A 21,143-nucleotide genomic window follows, 5' to 3' on the forward strand; every position below is an offset into this window, starting at 1 on the left:
TCAGCCCCTCCATATAGCTTCAGCTGCCATGACCAGGCTGGATACAACGATGAGGTCGTCGGCCGACCCTGCCAAGGTGAAGTTCTACCGGATCGCTGTCGAGGGCCCCCGGCTGATCCGCTCGGCGTGGACCGAGGGAAGGCGGCCCCGGGAGACCGTGGTGGAGTTCGCGAGCGAGTCCGAGGCAGAGCGGGAGTTCGAGGAACTGCGCTGGAAGAAGCTGCGGGAGGGCTTCGCCTGCGTGGCCGACACCGCTCAGTCGGCGCGCGGCGCCGTCGTGCTCGATGTCAAGGTCCCCAACCAGTGCTCCGCCGAGGCGTTCGACCTGTCCCCGGACGGGCGGACCATCGTCGTCGGCACCATGCTGAAGGACGCCTACGGCGCTGAGATTCACCTGATCGACGTCGACAGCGGACACCGCCGGCTGATCCACGCCGAGCCGCCGGAAATCCGCCCCGAGCCCCTGGGCAGGGGACAGACATTCGTGCATGCCGCGCTCTTCGACGCCGGCGGTGAGCACATCATCTACGCGCTCAACGGGGAAACGCGGCTGCTCGACCTGAAAAGCGAGCAAACCAGGATTCTCGCCCGGTATCGGGAGTTCCACGATGCCCATCACAACCCGTTCCGCGTGCGCCCTTCATGGGACGCGGTCCGGCGGCGGCTGCTGCTCTTCGACACCGGCGACCGTGTCCGAATAGTCGACCAGGACTGGAACGAGGTATTCGCGACATCGACGGAAAGGCCCTCGTTCGGCTGCTGGACGGGCTCGCTCTCGCCGTCCGGGAAACTCATGGCGCTGTGCTTCTCCAAAGGGTCCCGGTACAAGGAGGACGATCCCGAGGTCACCGAGGTCGAGATCTGGGACATCGACCGGCGAAAGGTTCTGCGCCGTATCCCGATGGGCCGGAAGCCGCACAAGGTCGGCTTCGACCCGGCCGACACGCTGCTGGTCACCAACCCCGAGTCCGCCGAGGGACCGTGCGCGTTCTCACTGGAGACCGGCAAACTCGTCTGGCACTTCCCGGACCCGTTCCGCACCGACCGCTGGGCCACCTGCTACGGCTGGGCGTACACCCCCGACGGCTCCACCCTGGCCATCGGCCGACGGGGGGACACCGACGTCGTCGACGCCGTTACCCGCCATAGTGACCCCGCCTTCAAACGCCGCTCAGGAGACCGGGGAACGGGGCGCACCTATACGGTCAGGATCTCCGCGGACGGCACGCTCGTCGCCTCCGGCGGCGACACCGGCCGCATCATCGTCCGCAAACTCTGATCCGGCGCCCGGCGATGATGCGCCGCGCTGCTTGATGATCTTGGTAGCCGCTGCCCGCAGGTACTCAAGGACCGCGCTCAGGACCGGGTCGTTGCCGGATCCGGCGCGTACGGCCGCGAAGACATGTCGAGTGGGCGGCGGTCCCGCCGGCGCACGCAGGACCAGGCCGGGGCGGTGCAGAGGCTGGACCAGGCGCGGGACGAGCGCGACGCCCATGCCGGTCTCGACGAGGGCTGCGAGGGACTGCCAGTCGTTGACGGCATGGCGGATGTCGGGGGTGAAGCCGTTCGCGGCGCACAGGGACCGGGTGATCGCCCCGCAACAACTGCGGGGCTCGCCGACGATCCAGGCGTCGGCCGCCAGGTCCCGCAGCGGTACGTGCTCCCGACCCGCACAGGGATGGGCCCGGGGAAGGGCCAGATCCAGGATGTCGACCAGCAGGTCGATGCGGCGGTAGCGGCGGTCGGTGTGGGGCGGAGCGGCAGCGAAGTCCACGGCCACGGCGATGTCGACCTCCCCGCCGTCGAGGCGAGTGAACACATCCGGCGGCTCGGCCTCGACGACCGCGATGCGGACTCGCGGGTGGTGCTCGGTCAGGCGTCGCAGGGCATGCGGCAGCAGCCCGGTGATGGCGCTGGAGAAGGCGCCGATGGTCACCGCGCCGCGGCGGCCCTCCTCCCAGGAGGCGAGATCGGCGCGGGCCTGCTCCCACTGCGCGGCGATCACGTCGGCGTGCTCCAGGAGGACGCGTGCCTGTCCGGTCAGCCGGACCCCGCGTCCCTGCCGCTCAATCAGCGGAACACCCACCTCCCGGGACAGCGCCGCAAGCTGCTGCGACACGGCGGACGGCGTCAGATGCAGGGCCTCGGCGGTGCGGGCCAGACTGCCGCGGCGGTCAAGCTCCCGCAGCACACCCAGCCGCCGCAGATCGACAGTGAAGGAATTCCTTATTGGTTCCATCCAGAGAGATTAACTGGACCTGTATGACCGGCCATGCGCACAATCGCCTCACGCTTCCCGGCCCTGAGGCCGCACCTTCCCTCTGAAGGCGAGAGACCATGACCGAGACCCCGATCGAGCGCGGCTTCCTGGTGCTCCACGGATGGCAGAACCACCGCCCCGCCGGACACTGGCAGCACTGGCTGGCGGACCGGCTCACATCTTTGGGGCACGCCGTCGACTATCCCCAGCTGCCCGACCCGGACGACCCCGATCTGGAACAGTGGCTGGCCGAACTCCGCACGCGGCTCGGCATGTTGCGCGGACAGCAACGCACCGTCATCTGCCACAGCCTGGCCTGCCTGCTGTGGCTGCACGCCGTGGCCCGCAACGCCGTGCCGGTCCCCGTCGACCGGGTTCTCCTCGTCGGCCCGCCGTCTCCGGGCGTGCTGGAACAGTACGCGGAGGTCGCGGAGTTCACCCCGCCGCCGGTGACGGCCGGGCAACTCTCCGCCGCCGCCAAGTACACCCGGCTCGCCGCTGGCGACAACGACCCCTACTGCCCGGGAGGTGCCGCCGCCGTGTACGGCGAACCTCTCGGCCTTCCTGCCGACGTCCTGCCCGGCGCAGGCCACCTTGACCTGGAAGCGGGCTACGGCTCCTGGCCCTCACTCCTCGACTGGTGCCTCGCCCCGTCGAACGACACTCCGATCCGGCACCGCACCGACGCCCCCCGGCATGAGCCGCAGAACACCTGACCCAGCCTCGCAAGAACCCCCGCTCCATCGAAGGGCTCGAGCACCTGCCCGCTACTCGGCGGGGCATCACTCCGGTTCTTGGCTCCACACCCCGGCACGCGCCGCGCCAACTCTCCCGCAGCCCTGCGGCGGCGTCGCAGTCTTCGCCGTGTTCGGTCATGGGCTTACCGCTCTCGGGGCGGTGCCCTGTCCACCCATGCTCAGGCGGAGCGGCGGGCGTGCTGCTGTTTGTCGTGCACGATCACGTAGGCCCGTACGAGCGGCCCTGTGTCCACCCACTCTGTCGGCGGTGCTGAGTGGGGTGGGGCATGCGGCGTCCTGCGGCACGCTCGCCCGGAGGTGACGCAGGACAGCCATGTCTCCGGCGCCGACTGCCCGCGCACGACTACCGGCACCGGGACGCAGGGGCCCCGCCTGCGGAGGTACGGGGCCCTGCGCGGGACTCGACCAGCCGTGCCACTGGGGCGCGTTGCGGGGAGTCCCTCTTGTGCCCGTTACGCGGTGAGGTCCTGCCGCGTAACGGGGATCCTGGTGCGGTGGGTCGCTTCGTTTCCGTCGTACGTCAGTCGGTGCACGTGACCTCTTCTGCGATCACGAAACGCGCCCAGACGCATTTGCTGTGTTTCTCGTGCCTATGGCCCCACGTTTCCGCCAGCTGCGAGATGAGGTACAGCCCGCGTCCGCTCTCTTCGTCGGGGCCGGGGGTCCGGAGTTGGGGGATCATGTCTCTGTCGGGGGCGGAAACCTCAAGGAGCAAGGCCCCACCCTGAACAGAGACGGTGACCTCGATCTGAGCGAACGTCACGCGGCAGTGGCGGATGGCGTTGGACACCAGTTCGTCAACCGACAGGGTGACGTCGTCGGCGAGAGCGCCGCTGACTCCCCAGTCCGCGAGGGTCTTCCGTATGCGGGTCCGTACACCCGGGACGCTGCGCTTGTGTTTGGAGACACGAAAGGTGTCCCGGCGGTCCGCCGTGGCGGTGGGCATGCGTGCTACCCCCTGACTCATCGTCAAGCTTCCGCTCTGTAACGGTGCGTGCACCGAGGCTAGGTCGAGATGGGCAACTTCCGCAAGCAGCATCTACTGCACACGTGCACGAGTTCGCACTATCGTGGGACATGGCCCTGGCCGACGCCGCACGGGGCAGACTTGGGGCCCGAGAGAGGGAGGCGACGACATGCCCGCAGGTGGGAAGCCGACTGTGCGTAGTAGGCGGTTTGGCCGCAGGATGCAGCGCCACAGGGTCAACGCTGGTTTCGATCAGTCTCAGGCTGCGGGGTTCATCCATGGGTCACGGTCCAAGATCAGCCGCATGGAGGACGGGATCACTACGGCCAAGCCTGCGGAAGTCTTGTTGTTGCTCGACCGGTACGGCGTGACGGATGAGGCAGAGTGCAACCATTTGGTGTGGCTTGCCAAGAACAGCAATCACCGGGGTTGGTGGTTGAACATTCCGGAGTTGTCGGAAGGGTATCGGAATCACATCTCTCTCGAAGATGACGCCACATCCATTCGGGAGTGGCAGACGGTGTTGATTCCGGGCCTCTTGCAAACACCGAGATATGCCCAGTGCGTAACCATGGCTGGGCCGGATTACGTTGGGCCCGATGCCGTGGCTCAGCTGGTTAAGGTGCGTGAGGGTCGGCAGGCGAAGATCGACGAAGGCGGCACCAGCTACGCGGCAATCATTTGGGAACCGGTGGTCATTAACTCGCTTGTCTCTCACGACCACGACATCTACCTTGAGCAGTTGGAGCACCTGCTTGAAGTGGGAAAGTGGCAGAACGTCTCCATTCAAGTGCTACCTTTGTCTGCCGGGGTGAAGGCGGGCATGACGTATCCGTTTTCCTCATTCTCCTTCGATGGACAGTCGACTGTTGAAGCCGTGGCGATCGACAATCTGCGGGGCGCCTCAATTCTCGAAGATCCGGACGATCTCGCGGCTTACACGCGCGCCTTTGATCAGCTACGATCGGCCGCACTGGCACCGGATGCAAGCGCACGACTCATCCGGCGCGCACTGCGGAGCGGCAAGGAAGAAAAGTGACCCCAGAAGTTGTAGGCCCCTACGTCAAATCGTCGTATTCGGGCCAGAACAACAACTGTATAGAGATGGCGGTCATGGCCGACTGTGGCTGTTCCATACGGGACAGCAAGGACAGGAGCGGCCCGCGTCTGACGTTCACGGGAGGGGCGTGGCAAGCGTTCCTCCTGGGCGTCAAGCGGCGGGAGTTCGACCGCTAAACAGCTCGGACGCGCGCGAGGCGCCCCGGCAAGCCGTTGCCGGGGCGCTGTCTTGGCGGGGTGAAGTTCGGACGTACCCCAGAAGGTACTGTGAAGTTCATGATCCGGCCCGCCCGTTGGGGGGACGCAGCCACAGTTGCCGACATCGTTCTCGGCCTGAACAGCAGAAGAATTGGCTGAGCCGGCGCTCTACCTGTACACCACGGTCACGCCCCCTGCGGTCCGCGAGTGGAAGCCGGGAACCTCACAGGTCAGGACACTAGGTGGCCCAGTTTCTGGCCGATCACGGACGCAGCGATGAGTTTTTCCGGCCCGGGGAGTCTCACCACCGTTATCGACCACACAGGAGGAACACGTGGCTCAGCTACTGAGGGTCCAGAACTTCAGCGTCTCGAGTGACGGAATCGGTGCCGGTGAGGACCAGAGCCTCGAGAGTCCGTTCGGCCACGCCGATCCCGAGAGGCTGTTCGCCTGGGCCGGCGCCACGGCGAGCTGGCCCATGCGCACCGACCCCGGGGGGAGCCGCGGTCTCGACGATTACTTCACGCGGGACTACGCGCGCAACATCGGCGCCGAGATCATGGGCCGTAACAAGTTCGGTCCCCAGCGCGGTCCCTGGCAGGACCATGCGTGGCAGGGCTGGTGGGGTGACGAGCCCCCGTTCCGCACCCCGGTGTTCGTCATGACCCACCACAAGCGTCCTTCGTTCACGCTCTCCGACACCACGTTCCACTTCGTCGGCGGCGACCCGGCCACGGTCCTCGAACAGGCGCGGGAGGCGGCGCAGGGCAAGGACGTCCGACTCGGCGGCGGGGCTACCACCATCCGGCAGTTCCTCGACGCCGACCTCGTCGACACCATGCACGTGGCGGTCTCGCCGGCGGAGCTCGGATCCGGGGTGCGGCTCTGGGAGTCACCCGATGAGCTGCTCGACCGCTTCCACCTCGATGTCGTGCCCAGCCCGAGCGGCGTGACGCACCACCTGTTCTGGCGAAGGTGACACGAGGGCCCATTCGTGGCTTTGCGGTGAATCTGGATCGCAGACACGCTGTGGTGTCCGCGTGTCGGTGCCTCAAAACCACCGCATCGATGCGGTGTGACCGCAGTGCAATGCCATCGTCGCGCTGCGTCGTTGATAACGTCCCTGTCATGTCCACTCCGCAGCATCCAGGTTGGGACGCGGGCCAGGGCCCCGGCCCGGTTCCACCTGCCGGATACGGTCCCCCCGCGGGTTATGGCCCGCAGCCACCCAGCGCCTACCAGGCCCATCTCCCGTACGACCCCTCGGCCGGGGCGGGATATCCACCTCATCCGATGGCCATGCCGGGGACGGTCCGGGCCGCGCAGGTGCTGTTCTTCGTCATGGCAGGGCTCGTCGCCCTCGGCATAGCGCTGGCCGGTGACCCGGAGAAGGCCGGCGCGATCACCGGGGCAAGCATTCCGGTGATCGTCGGCTTTGTGTGCGCGCTCCGGTTCGACAAGAGCGGAGCCGGTAGCAGGACGACAGCGATTGTCTTCGCTTCATTGATGATCGCTGTCGGGTTCGGCGCGATGGGACAGCGTCAACCGGCCGGCCTGGTCGAGTTGGTGATCGGCATCGTGATCGTGGTGCTGCTGTCGCAGCGGCAGTCCGCCGAGTGGTTCCGCCGGATCCGCACGGGATAGCAAGGACAGGAGCGGCCCGCGCCTGATGTTCACGGGAGGGGCGTGGCAAGCGTTCCTCCTGGGCGTCAAGGGGCGGGAGTTCGACCGCTAGACGGCTCAGACGCGCACGAGGGGCCTCGGCAGCCGTTGCCGGGGCCCTGTCTTGACGGGGTTCCACGGCCAGGTGGGTGGCGGGAGGGGCAGCCCGCCCTCCGGGCCGAAGCGGCATCCGCGCCGCACGGGAGTGGGTCAGCCGACCAGGTCACACGACGAGTAGGTCACGGGTCCGTACCGGGCTCCCCGACTCGAAGGACCGGTTCGCGGCCAGGCCCGTGACCAGTGAGCGCGCCCCGTCGACAGCGTCCGCTGCCCGCCCCAGCGGGTCGGCCACGGGCTCGCCGAAGAGGTTCGCGAGCATCCGTACGTCCCCGCCGCCGTGTCCACCCTCGCCGGTCCGGACCTTGAGCTCGCGCGACGGTTCCCAGAACCGGCGCAGCATCAGCTCCGTACGCCCCGCCGCGTCGCCCACCGCCTCCCCGTGCAGGACAGCGTTATCACCACTCAACCGCACGCTGGGCCGGGTCCAGGTGGACTCCTCGACCAGCAGTTCAAGGCGCCCCTCGCTGCCGTTGAAGGAGATCCGGTAGCCCTCCCAGGGGGCGTACGCCGTGAGGTGGTAGGTGAGCGTGGCGCCGGATGCGTAGCGGACCAGCACCGCCATGTCATCCTCGATCGTCACCCCCGGCCCGAAGACGTTCTGGTCGCGGTGATAGCCGTCCGCGGCCTCCGCGTCGAGGTACAGCGCGGCGAGCAGCGGCGAGTCGGCCAGCTGTACGGCGAAGGGGTCGTCCGCCGCCGCCGAGGAGCCGTGCGCCCGGGCGTAGTCACGGGCCAGGCCCCGCCGCGCGCCCGCCTCGTTGCCGTAGAAGAACAACCCGCCCTGCGCGTAGACGGTGTCGGGCTCGGTGCCCAGCCACCAGTTGACCAGGTCGAAGTGGTGGGTGGCCTTGTGCACCATTAGGCCACCGGAGGTGGCCTTCTCACGATGCCAGCGCCGGAAGTAGTCGGCGCCGTGCCGCAGGTCGAGCAGCCACTCGAAGTGCACAGAGCCGACCTCGCCGATCTCCCCCGCCGCGATGGTCTCGCGTACGGCGGCATGCACTGGGTTGTAGCGGTAGTTGAAGGCGACCCGCACCTCGCGGCCGGTGCGCCTCTGGGCGTCGAGGATACGGCGGGTTCGGTCGGCGTCCGTCGTCATCGGCTTCTCGGTTACCACGTCGCAGCCGGCCTCCAGGGCCTGGACGATGTAGTGGTCGTGGGTCCGGTCCACGGTGCAGACGACGACGAGGTCGACGCGTTCGCGGCGCAGCATCTCCGCGAAGTCCTCAGCGGCGTACGCGGGTACCGACGCGCCGATCCAGTCGTTGTGAACTGGCGCAGAGCCGGTATTCGGGGCCTGCACTATTCCTCCCGCTGGGGCGTCCGGACAGCAGAGAGGTCCAGCTCTCCTGGGTGTAGGGGTGCCGTTAACGAACGGCGAACCAGGTGACAAGTAGCTCAGGGTGACAAACGTGGTGGAGAGGGCCGGGTCTGCCGGCCCGGTCAGCACCACGTACGGCGTCGCCCTCGGGCGTCGCCTCCCTGGTCGCCTTGTCGCTCCATGCACCGAACGGTCCGGATCCGCGCTTTCCCCAAACCCTGCACAGTTCGTGATCTGACGACTACGGTTAGTACTTTCGAGCGTGATCGGCTTGGCCCAAGCCAGCGTTGCGGCACGCCCACGTCCACCAGGCCCACAAGAGAGCAGAGGTATCCATGACTTCAGAGTCGCTTTCCGTCGCGTTGACGTCGGGTGCCCCGGTCAAGAAACAGCTGGTCCCCGGGGTAAGTGGCACGTGCAAGCTCGTGCCGATCGAAGGGACGGCTTCCCTTCCGCAGGGCCTGTCCTTCTCCTCAGCGGGCGAGCTGAGCGGTGCCGCCGGGGTTGTCTCCTCTGCCGTGACCGGCCAGTACCGACTGGAGATCAGAGACGGCAACGGGCAGGTCACCAGCAAGTTCATCCGCATCACGATCAACCCGCCGCTGGTCATCGAACGCAGCCCGGTCCTGATGACCGCGGGGGGACATATCACCGTCAGTCAGCTGCCGTGCCAGGCCCGAGGGGGGACGGGCGAGACCACCATCAGCTACATCGGTCCCGACGGCGCCCTTCTGAAGGAACTCCCGGGCGGCCTGAAGATCGACGAGAAGGGCGGAATCTCGGGGAGGGTCCCCAACAGCTCTGAGAGTTTGAGGGGGATCGAAACTCCAGTTCGCGGACGCGGGCGGTGCCGCGGTCCGCACGCCGATCAGCCTGGACATTCGTCCGCCCATCAGCATGGACTTCGAGAACATCCAGTTCACGGCCTCAGAGCGATCCCAGCGGCCCATCGACCCACCGCGTCCAGTCGTCAGGACCTCCGGTGGGAGCGGCGTGATCACCGTGAAGATGCTCAGCGAGGACGGAAAGCAGCCGGCGCAGCTGCCCGAGGGCCTGCGGTTCAACGGGAGCACCAAGCAGTTCGAGGGGTACATTCCCACGGCCAAGGACGTTGGCGAGAAGAGGTACCTGCTCAGGGCGACGGATCAGGGCGGTGGCTCGATCGAAAGGGTCTTCGTTCTCACGATCAACCCTCCGCTTCAGCTCTCCTAGCTCTCCGCTGTCGAGGGCCCGTGCGCGGGCCTCGACAGCGCAGGGGGTCGCGGGCCGATGCGCCCGAAGGGCAGTCCCAGCCACCCGGCCGGGGACGTCTCCCGCCTCCAGTCAGTCCGGGCGGAGTGGCTGGAGGCTCCGCCGGTGGACCGGACCCGCGACCTGGCCCGGTCCTGCACGGATCCGAACTGCCTCGGCGCCCACTGACCCCGCTTCAGGCCGCGAGCTGGATCGTTGCCAGTGCCGCCACGGCAATCGCCGAAAGAGTCCGCTTCATCATGCAGTGCATGATGCCGCCGCCCCTCGCGCGACACCTTCCCCCGAGCGAGTGAATTACGCCGAAGCACACCTGGCCTGGAGCGTCATAGCCCTGATGACGCGCCGCCTGACCAAGCCCGTGGCAGCCTGGCGCGAGCCCAAGGCCCCGCCACCCACACCGGCCGTGCCCTTGCGGCTCCATCTGCATCCGTGGACCGTTCGGCTCACCCGCGTACCCCTGTGACCAGTCGGCTCACGTGGCCAGTGCTTTACGTTGAGCGCGTCTCTGACCTCCGGTCTGCACCGCTCTTCGGCCGTGAACACGAGGCATCCACCGCCCCGCTTCACCTTTCCGCGCCCGCCTGATGGTGCTGGAGGCGGGCGCGGCGGCGGGCTGCTGGGGTCAATCGGTGATGAAGGCGGGTGCGTCGCCAGCGATGCTGCTCTCGGGTTCGCCGAAGGGCTGGGCTTTGAGGCCGTCGGCGGTGGTCTCGCTGTCGTCGACGAAGGTCTTCAGTCCGGCTCCGCCGGGGTGCTCGCCGGAGACGCGGGCGTCGACGTCGAATTTGAGGCCGCCTTGGCCGCCGACCGTGTCGCCGTCCTTGCGGATGGCGATGATCTCGTGGGTGGCCGCCCACAGTGCGCCCGAGGAGCGCGGCGGGGTGACCATGCTCCAGGTCGTGGTGGTCTCGTTGAGCTGGGTGACTCCGTAACGGGTGCTGTAGCCCAGCTCGGTGGACACGCTGGTCGTCACGGAGGTGGAGAAGGCCTTGATGTTGATCCCGGCCGAGGCGGTCACCGAGACGCTGGTGCGCTTGCTGAACTCCTTGCTCTCCTCTGTTGCGACACCGGTCTTGATCGACTGGCTGTCGGGCTGCTCGGTCGTCCCGTGCCGGTTGTCGCGGAACATCTTCAGCGTGTAGTTGACCCGCCGCTCCAGCGTGTAGAAGGGGGAGTTCTGCACCTGCCACGCCGGTGTCGCGTTGGGGTCCTTGATGACCGTGCAGGGCACCGTCACCGAGCGGTCGGTGACCTGGGCGATGGGGTCCGGCTGTTCGTACGAGTCGAGCTTCGGGATCTCCGGAGGGGTGCGCTTGACCACCAGGGCGGGCAGGTCCAGGACCCACACGGTACGGCTGGGCCTGACGTTGTGCTGGTTGCCGGCGACGAAGGCGTCCGCCTCGAGGATCAGCCGCTCCTCGCTGTCCGAGGGATACCCGGGATTGCGGACCTGCCACACCGACACGTCCCTATCTGCCCCGGAACCGCGGTCGTCCCAGACCAACTCGGCGATCTGCGCCTCCCGCACGTACCTACGTCCTCCGACCTCCTTGCGGACGCAGACGTGCCAGGCGGGGTCGGGCTTGTTCCACGAGCCGGTGAACACATCCCCGAGCGCCACGTACCCGTCCTGGGGAATCGGCCGCCATACCGCGCCGTTCTCGTCCGCGCCCGACCCCGCGTCCCGCCAGATGAGCTCGAAGTCCCTGGGAGGCCTGAGGATGTCACCGGAGACGCTGCGCGCCAGGAGCGCGGTGGCCTGGTTGTTGATGTCCGCGTGGCTGGATCGGCCGATGTGGGCCAGGACCCGCCAGCCGGCTAGCCAGTCGTTCCAGGAGACCTTCGGGGAGAAGAACGCCCCGTGCAGGGCGCCCCCGGACCCCCCGTCGTCCCACACCCGGGTGAACCCGGAGGTCACAGCTAAGTCGATCGCCCCGTACCGTGCGCTTTCCACCATGGAAGATCCCTCCGTCGTGGCTGCAGTTTGGGTACCCCGATAGTAGGCGGAAGTATCGAAGATTAGGTGATAACGTCCAAACCCGGCCGGATGCGGGCAGTTACGGTCCGGAACGGCCATCTTGCTACTGATCGTGCCAACGAGGAAAAGCCTTCCGTCACGCACCAAGTCGCACTTCGCTTCGACCGGGGTGGTGGTAGCCGCGGCACCTCCGCTCCGGGACGCTCTCCCACGCGGAGGCGGCCTGCCCCGTCCTGACCAGAACGAATTACTCACAGCGAAGATGTGACACGGCTTCTGAGCTTGTTCTTTAACCTTTGGCAGAGCCTCAGTGAGACCGGTAGGTTCTCCGCGGTGACCTTGATGGAGACGCAGGGCCTCGTGTCGATGACGGACGAGGCGCAGTTGCGCTGGATGGCGCTGGGAGACACCACCCGGCGGCCGCCCGTGGTCATGCTCCATGGCGGTCCGGGGCTGCCGGACTACCTGGGCGATGTAGCCGCCATGGTCGCGGACCTTGCGCCCGTGTACCGGTACGACCAGCGCGGCACGGGCCGGTCGCCGTGGCGGGGGCGCCATTCCCTCGCCCGGCATGTCGACGATCTCGCTGAGCTGCTCGACGCATGGGACGTGTCCAAGGCCGTGCTGATTGGGCATTCCTACGGCACTAACCTGGCGAGCCGGTTCTGCCTGGCGCACTCTGACCGGGTTGCCGCGATGCTGTTGATGTGCGGGCCGTTCGTCGGTGATTGGCGCTCCGGGGACCGAGCGGAGCGCGATCGCCGTATGTCCGCAGCACAGCAGGAGCGGCTCCGCGCTTTGGAGGAGTTGCCGGACCGCACGGAGGAACAGGAAGTCGAGTTGCTCACGCTGGCCTGGTTCACCGACCACGCCCATCCCGAACGCGGGTGGCACTGGGCCGCGCAGGGCGCCCGGCGGCGTCGCCCCGTCAACTGGACTATGAATGGCGAACTTGGCAGGGAAGGACGCGCGGATCCGCTCGGTGATCATCTTGCCGAGCTGCGCGCGTGCCTGCCCGCGCGAACGGAACTCCTCGGTGGTGCCAACGATCCCCGCCCTGTGTCGGCTCTTGTAATCACTTGCGCTCCGGCTCGATCTTCCGCTGACGCGGATCGAGGGCGCTGGGCACGAGCCTTGGCTGGAGCAGCCTGACGCCGTGCGTGCGCACCTTCGGCGATTCGTGCAAGGCACGGTGGGCGCATAGGGTTTCGGCCGGTTTGCTGGCTGATGTCATCCCCGGCTGTCGGCCCCGCGGAGGGTCCGGTGTCGAAATGGGCCTCGAACTAGGCCGCTCACCTGGGCGTTCGCCGGACGTAGAGGCGGCCTTCGTCTGATCATGTGCTCCGACCAAGGTGCACCGATCGAGACGAAGGCCGTGAGGGTGAGTCTGCTGCCTGACGCCGGTCCCGGGGAAGCGTTCGCGCAAGCGTCACGCTTCCGGGAGGACTTATTCGACTGCCTGACCATGCGTGGGGACGAGCTGTTCGAGTTGGTGGACGCGTTGCTGTGCGCGGATGGCCCGGTGACGTCGCCGGTAGACCTGACGCTGGTGGCCGAGCACCGGCGTGGGCACGGCGCGATGTACGAGGCGTTGAACAGCGGGAACGTGGACGTGCCCCGGCTGCGGCAGGTGCTGGCTGGTCTGCCGATGCCGCGGGCCGCCGACGGGCGCCTGGTCCTGGCCGTCGACGTCAGCAACTGGCTCCGACCTGACGCGCCGACCAGCGCGGACCGCTTGTTCTGCCATGTCTACGGCCGCAGCGGACGGTCCTCGGACCAGTTCATCCCTGGCTGGCCGTACTCGTTCGTCGCCGCCCTCGAATCGGGCCGGACGTCCTGGTGCCAGCTCCTGGACGCCGTCCGTCTTGGACCCGAGGACGATGTTGCCGGGGTCACCGCTGCCCAGCTCCGCCGGGTGGTCACCGACCTCATCGAGATGGGCCGCTGGCACTTCGGCGACCGCAACATCCTCATTGTCTTCGACGCTGGCTACGACGCCCCGCGCATGGCCCACCTCCTCGACGGGCTCCCCGCCGAGGTCCTTGGACGCATGCGGTCGGACCGGGTGATGCGACGGCCGACGCCCTCGCTCAAGGAGTACGCCCTGGCCTATCCCCAGGGCGGGCGCCCGCCGAAGCACGGCAAGGAGTTCCGCTTCGCCAAGCCGGAGACCTGGGGCGAGTCGGACGCGGCAACCGTGCAGGTCACCGACCGGTACGGCACCGCCCGCGCGAGGGCCTGGGACCGCATCCACCCCCGCCTGACCACCCGCTCCGCGTGGATCGACCACACCGGCGAACTCCCCATCATCGAAGGCACGCTGATCCGCCTCCAGGTCGACCGCCTGCCCGGCGGAGGCGACCCGCTCCCGCTCTGGCTCTGGTCGTCCGCCACCGGCCTGAACAGCGAGGACGTCGACGTGCGCTGGCAGGCGTTCCTGAGGAGATTCGACATCGAACACCTCTTTAGGATGATGAAACAGACCCTCGGGTGGACCCGACCGAAGCTGCGAACCCCCGAGGCCAGCGAGCGCTGGACCTGGCTGATCATCGCCGCGCACACCCAGATCCGTCTTCTGCGCGACGCCGCTGCCGACTTGCGGCGGCCGTGGGAGAAGCCCGCCGAGCCCGGCCGGCTCACCCCGGCCCGAGTCCGCCGAGGGTTTCGGAACCTCCGCCCGCACCTGCACTGCCCGGCCCGCGCACCGATACCCTCAACTCCTGGCCCTGGACGGCCACTTGGCTCGAAGAACCGGCGGCCCGCCACCCGCTACGACGTGGGCAAGACCGTGAAACGACCCGAGAGCATCACCGAACGAAACCGACTCAGACCATAAAGAACAAGCTGAGGGCCTCGCAGCGACTTGCCGGCCCGACCCCGCCCCATTGTTGCTGTCGGTCCGCCCGTGCAGCCGGCCTTCGCCGGGGGGCGCGGGCACCGGGCCCCTCTTCGACTGAGTGTCCGTGTGATACGGGGCGGAGCCGTGCGTTGCCTCCGCTACTTCCCGGAGTCGACGTGTGCCCGACGAAGCAGACGTTGAGGCGGTGCGGGTGAAGCGTCGCAGGATCGCCTCGCTGGAGGCGGTGCCGAAGGTCCCGGGCCATGTTCACGCCTGCGCATCACACTGAGCTACTTGTCACCTGGTTCGCCGTTCGTTAACGGCACCCCGTGTACGCGGCTGTCCTGTCGCGTTGAACCTGTCGGATTCCCACCCGTTCTCGTTTGTGCTGTCCGCTTCTCATCCGGGCACGTGCTGAGAGACGATGCCTCGTCTCTCGTGGGACCTCAGCTCACTTCGCCGGAACCTGACGGATCGGAGACGTCGACGGTGTCAGGTCCGCGAACGAGGTCGGCCACGCGACGTCATCGTTGGCGAGCCACGGCGCAGCGGCTACGGCAGTGGGTGTCACCCCGGTGAACGCTTTGACCTCGCGGTGGAGGTGGGCCTGGTCGACGTAGCCGCTTGCGGCCGCCACCTGGGCGGCGGCGTTACCCGCCGCGAGGAGATGGGCGGCGTGGTCGAAGCGCACCAGCCGGGCGGCGTGCTTGGGGGTGAGGCCGATCTGGGACCGGAAGCGGGACCACAGGCGCTTACGGCTCCATCCCACCTCGTTCGCCAGGCTGTCGACGCGCACCCGTCCCCGGCTGGTGAGCATCAGCCACCAGGCAGCGGCCACCTCTGGATCAAGCGACGGGCGGGCGCTCATCCGTCGGCCAAGGGCATCCACTGCGATCGTGAACCGCTCGTCCCACGACGCGGCGGCCCGCAGCCTTTCCTCGGCTCGCCCGGCGTCGCGGCCCCAGACATCCTCCAGGGAGACCACCGTCCCGCTGAGGTCGGTCGATGCGCCGAACACCGCAACCGCTAGGACCGGCGACAACCGGATCTGGAGGCACCCGATCCCCCCGGCCGCCCGGCCTCCGAGCCGAAGGTCGCCCGGTACCAGTCCAACGACCGTGCTGCCGCATTCGCGCCGGCCGTGGGCGTCGTAGACAAGGCCGTCTCCGTCGCTCAGGTCCACGAACAGAGTGACCGAGGGGTGCGCGACCATGGCGATATCCACGCGCGCCGGAGCACGTTGGCAGAACCCAGCCATGCTGACCCCCGGCAGCCGGCCCGGCTGCCGGGGCACGGCGACCTCTACCGACGCCCAGTCAGGTGGTGATTCGGTGGACCTCACAGCACCAGGCTAGGCGATGGGTGTCAGCGGCCCGTCGCTGCGAAGCGCAGCAGCAACTCGCCGGTCGCCTCCGACGCTTCGAGCATGGGGAAGTGCCCGACGTCGGGCAGCTGCTCGACTCGCGCGTTCGGCACCGTGTCGTAGTGGTGCGCCGAAGACGGATCCCAGCGGGGGTCGGCAGCGCCGAAGATCACCAGAACCGGGACGTCGAGTGCGGTCAGGCGCGCGGGTACGCTCCTCTCGGCGATGTACGCGCCGTTTTGGCGCAGCACCGTCCTGAACGTGCGGTAGCCAATGCCCCGTACGTCGGCGACCAGGTCGTCCGGGACGTCCACCGGGCGGTTGCACACCGCGGTCACCCCCCGGCGGAGCATCGCGTCGGAACGGACTCTCCATAGAAGCGGGCCGAGCGGCGGGTCGATCAGGACCCGAAGGAGGACGGGCTGCGGAAGGAGCGCGTCGGGACTCGGGCCACTGCTGATCAGTGCGAGCGAACCCACCAGGTCCGGGCGCTGTTCGGCGAGGGCGGTGGCGATGTATCCGCCGCTGGAGTGCCCGGCCACGGTGACCGGACGAAGGCCGAGCTTATCGAGCGCCGCGGCCAGGCTGGCTGCCTGCTCAGGCACGTCGTACGACGGCGCGGGCGGGGACTGACCGTGGCCCGGGAGGTCGATCCGGATGACGTGGTACCGGCTGGCCAGTGTCGGCACTACCGGGCCCCAGGAGCTGCCCGAGGCCCCCGATCCGTGGATGAGCACTAGCGGCGGCGCCTCCCGCGGGCCGTCGTGGACCACGTGCATCCCGTGCAAATGCTTACCGTCGTAGATACCCATACACGGGAGGATGCCTGGGCTGCCGGCCCTCGGTCTTGTACAAATGTCGTCACGGGGCCGGCGATCGCCAGCGTCCGTCTCCACGGCGAGCGGGACTTCCGCGAAAGCCAGGCCGTTTGAGATCGGCAGCCATCGGCAGTCTCGAACTACCTGGCATTCATGCAGGTCAACGAGGCCCTATGTACCAGCTGCACCGCGACAGGACAGCGGCCCACTGCGTGGCGGCCGAGGAGTGGATGCCCAACAGATCCCTGACGACGGCTGGAGGCACGTCACCGATCATCTCGATCAGGCGGCGTGCCGATCGCACACGCTCCTGAACATCTGCCTCCGACCCGGGAAGATGACCGGCCCTGGACTCTGCGGAACCTTGCACCATTGGCCCTATTCCACGGCCATTCGGCGCGGGTTGACATCGCAGAAGCCGACCAGTTCCACCCGCTGCGCGTAGGGTCCGGCGAGCGCTTCGGTGAAGAGCCGGGCACGGGCGCCCAATCCCACCACGGCGCAGCGGCGGCGTACGGGGTCGGAAGGCATACGGTCTCCGATCAGTTGGAGGACAACTCGGGGGACGACTCGGCGGTCACAGCGGCAGCGGTCGCCAGGCGTCGGTGGCGGTGGCGGCGAGGGCGAGCGGCCCGAGGACGACGAGCAGCAGGACAGGGGACATGGCCAGCAGCGCGGCGGCAGCGACGGCGGACCCCGCCAGCAGTACGGGCAGGAGCGGCCGCTCCGGCATCGAGCGGAATGCCGCGACGACGACTACCCGCCAGGCGGTCCCGTCCCGCCACCCTGCGGCGCATCGCAGCCCCATCGCCGCCACGACCGCGCCCGCCACGGCCATCGGGGTGCCCATGCCGGGCCCGCGCGCGTCCAGGGCTACGGCGTCCAGCCACAGCAGGGCCAGCGCTCCGGCCGGGACCAGGCAGACGGCGGGCCCCGAGCGCAGCACCCGGCGCAGCGCGGCCAGCAGAGTCGCGGGGGTCACGCCCGGCCCTCCGCGGGCCTGTTCGCGCAGCACCGTGCAACCGGCGACGAGCGCGGGGAACGCGGTGACCACGGGGAGCGAGCAGACCAGCAGGAACACGCCGAGGAGCAGGCAGTCCGCGAAGAGGTGGAACCATGAGCGCCGCATGTCGCGGACCTATCCCTTCAGTCCGGACGTCTGCACGCCTTCGACCAGCAGACGCTGGAAGGCGAGGAAGAACAGCAGCACCGGTACGAGCGTGAGCACGGACATCGCGAACATCGGGCCGAACGCGGCGCTGCCGGACTGGTCGACGAACGTCCGCAGTCCCAGTTGAAGCGTGTAGGTCTGCGGGTCGGCGAGATACATGAGCTGGGGGAGGAAGTCGTTCCAGCTCCAGATGAACGAGAAGATCGTCGTGGTGACCAGGGCGGGCTTGAGCAGCGGCATGATGACATGCCAGAAGGTGCGGTAGGGGCCACAGCCGTCGAGGAGCGCCGCCTCGTCGAGTTCGCGGGGCAGTGAGCGGATGAACTGGACGATCAGGAAGACGAAGAACGCCTCGGTGGCCAGGAGCTTCGGCAGGATCAGCGGCAGGTAGGTGCCGAGCATGCCGAGCTTCTGGAAGATGATGTACTGCGGGATCAGGATGACGTGCAGCGGCAGCATGAGCGTGCCGATCATCAGCGCGAAGTACAGGCCGCGGCCGCGGAAGCGCAGCCGCGCGAAGGCGTAGGCGGCCAGCGAGCAGGACAGCACGTTGCCGACGACGGTGCCAAGCGAGATGAGCAGCGAGTTGGAGAACAGTCGCCACAGCGAGATACCGCTGACCCCGTCGGCCGCGTTGGCGTAGTTCCCCAGGGTGAAAGCCTTCGGGATGGGGCTCAGATTCGAGATGATCTCGTTGCCGGACTTCACCGACGCGGTGAGCAGCCACAGCACTGGATAGAGCAGCACGACGCCGATCGCCACGCAGATGACGTGCCAGAGCGTGGAGCGCAGTGGTCCTGCGGAGCTGGAGGCTGGGTGCGGGGATGTCGTAGTCGTCACGACGCGTCCTCCTGTCCGTAGTAGACCCACCTGCGGGAAGTGCGGAAGACGAGGAACGTGACCAGTGCGACGACGGCCAGCAGGACCCACGCCATCGCGGAGGCATATCCCATGTGGAAGTTGGTGAAGGCCTGTTCGTAGAGGTAGAGGGAGTACAGGAGTGTGGAGTCGGACGGGCCTCCGCTGCCGCCGCTGATGACGAACGCCGAGGTGAACGACTGGAAGGAGTGGATGATCTCCATGACCAGGTTGAAGAAGACGACCGGTGACAGCATCGGCAGGGTGATCGAGAAGAAGGTGCGTACCCGGCTCGCTCCGTCCAGCGAGGCCGCCTCGTACAGCTCCTTCGGGATCTGCTTCAGGCCGGCGAGGAAAATCACCATGGGCGCACCGAACTGCCAGACGGTCAGCGTGATCAGCGGGTACAGGGCGTAGTCCGGACTGTCGGTGAAGCCGCCGAGGTGAAGTCCGAAGGACCCCAGGGTGCGGTCGGTGAGTCCGTCGGTGGCGAACAGTGACCGCCAGACCAGGGCGACACTGACGCTCGCACCCAGCAGCGACGGAGCATAGTAGGCGGCCCGGTAGAGACCGACGCCACGGCGGGGGCGGTTCAGCAGCAGCGCCACAGCGAGTGCGGCGACGAGCTTGAGCGGGGCGCCGATGAAGACGAACTTGAGGGTGACGCTGATAGAGGCGAGGAACCGGTCGTCCTCCAGCATGTAGCGGTAGTTGGCCAGACCTACCCAGCGCGGACTGCTGAAGAGGCCGTAGTCGGTGAACGACAGATACAGCGACGTGAGCATCGGCCCCAGAGTCAGCACGATCATGCCGATTAGCCAGGGTGCGAGAAAAACATGCGCCGCCAGGGCCTGCGAACGGCGTCGCGGCTTTGGTCGGTTATTGCCGCCGGCTTCGCCGCGCGGCCGGGGCAGACGGCGGGGCGGAGCGGTCGCCTGAGCCATCGTGGGTTACTCCTCCCCCTTGAGGATGGATGACGGCGGCAACGTTTGCATGCGATCTCGCCCACCGCAAGAGGGAAGCTCAACCTCGATTTCCTGCACTTCTTTCATCTTTGGCGTTGACTGGAGTCGATGCCGACGCGTAGCTTCCGGGCCAGTTCGAAACAGAGTGGGATCGTTTGCAGTCATGTCTTCCCCACCACTCGACCCGCTGAGCGAAGGGCCGCCGATGTTCCCGATGCGTCAACCCCCTCTCCTGTCTTCGCCGCCCTCGCGCCGTCAGGTACTCGCCTCGCTCGGCGCGATCGGCCTGGGCGCGGCCACCGCAGGGTGCGGCATCGAGCAGGCCTCGGCCGAGGGCGCGGTGACGCTCAACTTCCAGTGGTGGGGTGGTGACGAGCGCAACCGCGTCACCGGAACGGCGATCCAGCTCTTTGAACGGCGCCATCCGAAGATCAAGGTCTCGACCTCGTTTACCGGGATCCACCCCTACTTCCAACGGCTCGCCACGCAGGTCGCCGCAGGCACCGGCCCCGACGTGCTGCAGATGGACTACTACCAGCTGCGGGACTACGCCGCGAACGGCCTCATCACAAACCTGGACGGGCCCGAGTTCTCCCGTATCCGCCTCGGCGGCGTGCCCAGCGCCTACGTGAACGCCAACCGGCTGGACGGAAAGCTGTGGGCCATACCGACAGGTCTGTCCACCCAGGCTCTGTTCGTGGACCCCAAGATCTGGCGCAAAGCAGGAGTCGGCCTTCCCGAACCCGGATGGACCTGGGACGACCTCATCGACGAGATCGGCCCAGCACTCAAGCGGGCAGCACCCGACAGGGCGCCGATCACCGACTTCGGCGGCTACAGCGAGACCTTCAATGTCTGGCTCGTCCAGCGCGGCAAGTCGACGTACACGGCCGACGGCTCACTCGGCTTCACGGCGGAGGATCTCACCAAGTTCTGGGAGATGACCGCGCGGCTGAGGGACAAGGGGATCTTCACCTCGTCCAACGTCACGGCCTCCTACGACGGCTCGCCCGCCAGCTCCCCCCTGGTACGGAAACTCTCCACCGCCGAGTTCAACCTCACCTCCAGCGTCATGCCCTACTTCGAGTCCTACGGCGACGTCGCCGCCATTCCGTTCCCCACCGCTTCGTCCAGCGCCCCCCTGGGACTGACCGTGGGCGCGGGAATGATGTGCGTACGTCAAAGCAGCAAGCGCAAGCAGGAAGCCGCCCTGCTGCTCGACTTCCTGCTGAACGACCCGGAAGCCGGCGCCATCCTTGGCGTGGTGCGGGGACTGCCGCCGAACAGGCACATCATGAACCGGATCGCTTCCGGCCTCAGTGGCGGCAACCGGATGGTGTACGAGTACGTGAGCGCACTGGAGAAGAAGTTTGCCTCGTCTCCCATGCCCCCGTCCGGTTCCGACGAGGACAAGGCAGGGTTCAAGCGGGTCAACGAGGACGTGCTGTTCGGCAAGAAGAGCGTGCGGGAGGCGGCGGCCGAGATGTTCGAGAAGTACAACACGACCGTCCCGCAGGGCTGAGGCCTGCGCCCGAGACTGCCGGAAGGCTTTCGC

At 67.7% G+C, this 21,143-nt stretch carries 21 protein-coding genes and 1 pseudogene; 12 read left to right on the forward strand and 10 right to left on the reverse strand.

The genetic code is table 11. The features are described from left to right. Positions 1-28 precede the first annotated feature (28 nt). Positions 29-1,279, forward strand: a complete 1,251-nt coding sequence (locus ACWY4P_RS32145) for a WD40 repeat domain-containing protein (RefSeq protein ID WP_456203989.1) — start codon at positions 29-31, stop codon at positions 1,277-1,279. On the opposite strand, the gene ACWY4P_RS32150 is transcribed toward ACWY4P_RS32145, so the two are convergent. Then, positions 1,172-2,239: a LysR family transcriptional regulator gene (locus ACWY4P_RS32150; RefSeq protein WP_456203991.1), complete on the reverse strand. Its 1,068-nt coding sequence runs from the start codon at positions 2,237-2,239 to the stop codon at positions 1,172-1,174. The two genes, ACWY4P_RS32145 and ACWY4P_RS32150, sit on opposite strands and share 108 nt — an antisense overlap. 98 nt (positions 2,240-2,337) lie before the next feature. On the opposite strand from ACWY4P_RS32150, the gene ACWY4P_RS32155 reads away from it, so the two are divergent. Further along, a complete protein-coding gene (locus ACWY4P_RS32155) occupies positions 2,338-2,976 on the forward strand; it encodes an alpha/beta hydrolase (RefSeq protein ID WP_456203993.1) in 639 nt (212 codons plus the stop codon). Positions 2,977-3,538: 562 nt separating this feature from the next. Here the strand turns inward: ACWY4P_RS32155 and ACWY4P_RS32160 are convergent. Beyond that, positions 3,539-3,964, reverse strand: coding sequence for an ATP-binding protein (locus tag ACWY4P_RS32160; protein ID WP_456203995.1), 426 nt, complete (start codon positions 3,962-3,964; stop codon positions 3,539-3,541). Between the two features lie 241 nt (positions 3,965-4,205). On the opposite strand from ACWY4P_RS32160, the gene ACWY4P_RS32165 reads away from it, so the two are divergent. The 5 genes from ACWY4P_RS32165 to ACWY4P_RS32185 all read left to right on the forward strand — a co-directional run bounded on the left by ACWY4P_RS32165 (position 4,206) and on the right by ACWY4P_RS32185 (position 6,977). Further along, positions 4,206-5,024 (forward strand): helix-turn-helix domain-containing protein, encoded by an 819-nt coding sequence (locus ACWY4P_RS32165; protein ID WP_456203997.1) that lies wholly within the window; start codon positions 4,206-4,208, stop codon positions 5,022-5,024. A gap of 74 nt (positions 5,025-5,098) precedes the next feature. Further along, positions 5,099-5,221 carry a DUF397 domain-containing protein gene (locus ACWY4P_RS32170; protein ID WP_456213135.1) on the forward strand — a complete coding sequence of 41 codons (123 nt, stop codon included), beginning with the start codon at positions 5,099-5,101 and terminating at the stop codon, positions 5,219-5,221. A gap of 355 nt (positions 5,222-5,576) precedes the next feature. Then, positions 5,577-6,221, forward strand: a complete 645-nt coding sequence (locus tag ACWY4P_RS32175; RefSeq protein WP_456203999.1) for a dihydrofolate reductase family protein — start codon at positions 5,577-5,579, stop codon at positions 6,219-6,221. Between the two features lie 314 nt (positions 6,222-6,535). Then, the gene (locus ACWY4P_RS32180) at positions 6,536-6,886 is read left to right on the forward strand and encodes a hypothetical protein (protein WP_456204001.1); all 351 of its coding nucleotides are present in this window, start codon (positions 6,536-6,538) and stop codon (positions 6,884-6,886) included. Positions 6,887-6,911: 25 nt separating this feature from the next. Beyond that, on the forward strand, positions 6,912-6,977 hold the full coding sequence (locus ACWY4P_RS32185; protein WP_456213136.1) for a hypothetical protein: 66 nt from the start codon (positions 6,912-6,914) through the stop codon (positions 6,975-6,977). 150 nt (positions 6,978-7,127) lie between these two features. Here the strand turns inward: ACWY4P_RS32185 and ACWY4P_RS32190 are convergent, their stop codons facing one another. Further along, a complete protein-coding gene (locus ACWY4P_RS32190) occupies positions 7,128-8,327 on the reverse strand; it encodes a Gfo/Idh/MocA family oxidoreductase (RefSeq protein ID WP_456204003.1) in 1,200 nt (399 codons plus the stop codon). Between the two features lie 353 nt (positions 8,328-8,680). On the opposite strand from ACWY4P_RS32190, the pseudogene ACWY4P_RS32195 reads away from it, so the two are divergent. Then, positions 8,681-8,878: pseudogene (locus tag ACWY4P_RS32195) on the forward strand (hypothetical protein); the annotation flags it as partial. Positions 8,879-9,242: 364 nt separating this feature from the next. After that, on the forward strand, positions 9,243-9,557 hold the full coding sequence (locus ACWY4P_RS32200; RefSeq protein ID WP_456204005.1) for a putative Ig domain-containing protein: 315 nt from the start codon (positions 9,243-9,245) through the stop codon (positions 9,555-9,557). A 661-nt stretch (positions 9,558-10,218) separates the two neighbouring features. On the opposite strand, the gene ACWY4P_RS32205 is transcribed toward ACWY4P_RS32200, so the two are convergent. Beyond that, complete coding sequence (locus ACWY4P_RS32205) at positions 10,219-11,553, reverse strand: Vps62-related protein (RefSeq protein ID WP_456204007.1); 1,335 nt, start codon at positions 11,551-11,553, stop codon at positions 10,219-10,221. A 363-nt stretch (positions 11,554-11,916) separates the two neighbouring features. On the opposite strand from ACWY4P_RS32205, the gene ACWY4P_RS32210 reads away from it, so the two are divergent. Both ACWY4P_RS32210 and ACWY4P_RS32215 read left to right on the forward strand, forming a co-directional pair. After that, positions 11,917-12,726: an alpha/beta fold hydrolase gene (locus ACWY4P_RS32210; RefSeq protein WP_456213062.1), complete on the forward strand. Its 810-nt coding sequence runs from the start codon at positions 11,917-11,919 to the stop codon at positions 12,724-12,726. A gap of 229 nt (positions 12,727-12,955) precedes the next feature. Next, a complete protein-coding gene (locus ACWY4P_RS32215) occupies positions 12,956-14,410 on the forward strand; it encodes an NF041680 family putative transposase (RefSeq protein ID WP_456204008.1) in 1,455 nt (484 codons plus the stop codon). A gap of 454 nt (positions 14,411-14,864) precedes the next feature. On the opposite strand, the gene ACWY4P_RS32220 is transcribed toward ACWY4P_RS32215, so the two are convergent. The 6 genes from ACWY4P_RS32220 to ACWY4P_RS32245 form a co-directional block, all read right to left on the reverse strand. Continuing rightward, positions 14,865-15,671 carry a helix-turn-helix domain-containing protein gene (locus ACWY4P_RS32220; RefSeq protein WP_456213137.1) on the reverse strand — a complete coding sequence of 269 codons (807 nt, stop codon included), beginning with the start codon at positions 15,669-15,671 and terminating at the stop codon, positions 14,865-14,867. A 107-nt stretch (positions 15,672-15,778) separates the two neighbouring features. Continuing rightward, positions 15,779-16,588, reverse strand: a complete 810-nt coding sequence (locus ACWY4P_RS32225; RefSeq protein WP_456204009.1) for an alpha/beta fold hydrolase — start codon at positions 16,586-16,588, stop codon at positions 15,779-15,781. A 384-nt stretch (positions 16,589-16,972) separates the two neighbouring features. Next, a complete protein-coding gene (locus ACWY4P_RS32230; protein WP_456204010.1) occupies positions 16,973-17,125 on the reverse strand; it encodes a hypothetical protein in 153 nt (50 codons plus the stop codon). Positions 17,126-17,171: 46 nt separating this feature from the next. After that, positions 17,172-17,723, reverse strand: a complete 552-nt coding sequence (locus tag ACWY4P_RS32235) for a hypothetical protein (RefSeq protein WP_456204012.1) — start codon at positions 17,721-17,723, stop codon at positions 17,172-17,174. Positions 17,724-17,732: 9 nt separating this feature from the next. Beyond that, the gene (locus ACWY4P_RS32240; RefSeq protein WP_456204014.1) at positions 17,733-18,605 is read right to left on the reverse strand and encodes a carbohydrate ABC transporter permease; all 873 of its coding nucleotides are present in this window, start codon (positions 18,603-18,605) and stop codon (positions 17,733-17,735) included. Beyond that, positions 18,602-19,567: a carbohydrate ABC transporter permease gene (locus ACWY4P_RS32245; RefSeq protein ID WP_456204016.1), complete on the reverse strand. Its 966-nt coding sequence runs from the start codon at positions 19,565-19,567 to the stop codon at positions 18,602-18,604. Before ACWY4P_RS32245 ends, ACWY4P_RS32240 begins: the two co-directional genes overlap by 4 nt. Before the next feature lie 184 nt (positions 19,568-19,751). Here ACWY4P_RS32245 and ACWY4P_RS32250 point away from each other — a divergent pair, with 184 nt between their 5' ends. Continuing rightward, a complete protein-coding gene (locus ACWY4P_RS32250) occupies positions 19,752-21,110 on the forward strand; it encodes an ABC transporter substrate-binding protein (protein ID WP_456204018.1) in 1,359 nt (452 codons plus the stop codon). Positions 21,111-21,143: the final 33 nt, after the last annotated feature.

It is taken from the genome of Streptomyces sp. LZ34, assembly GCF_053890475.1.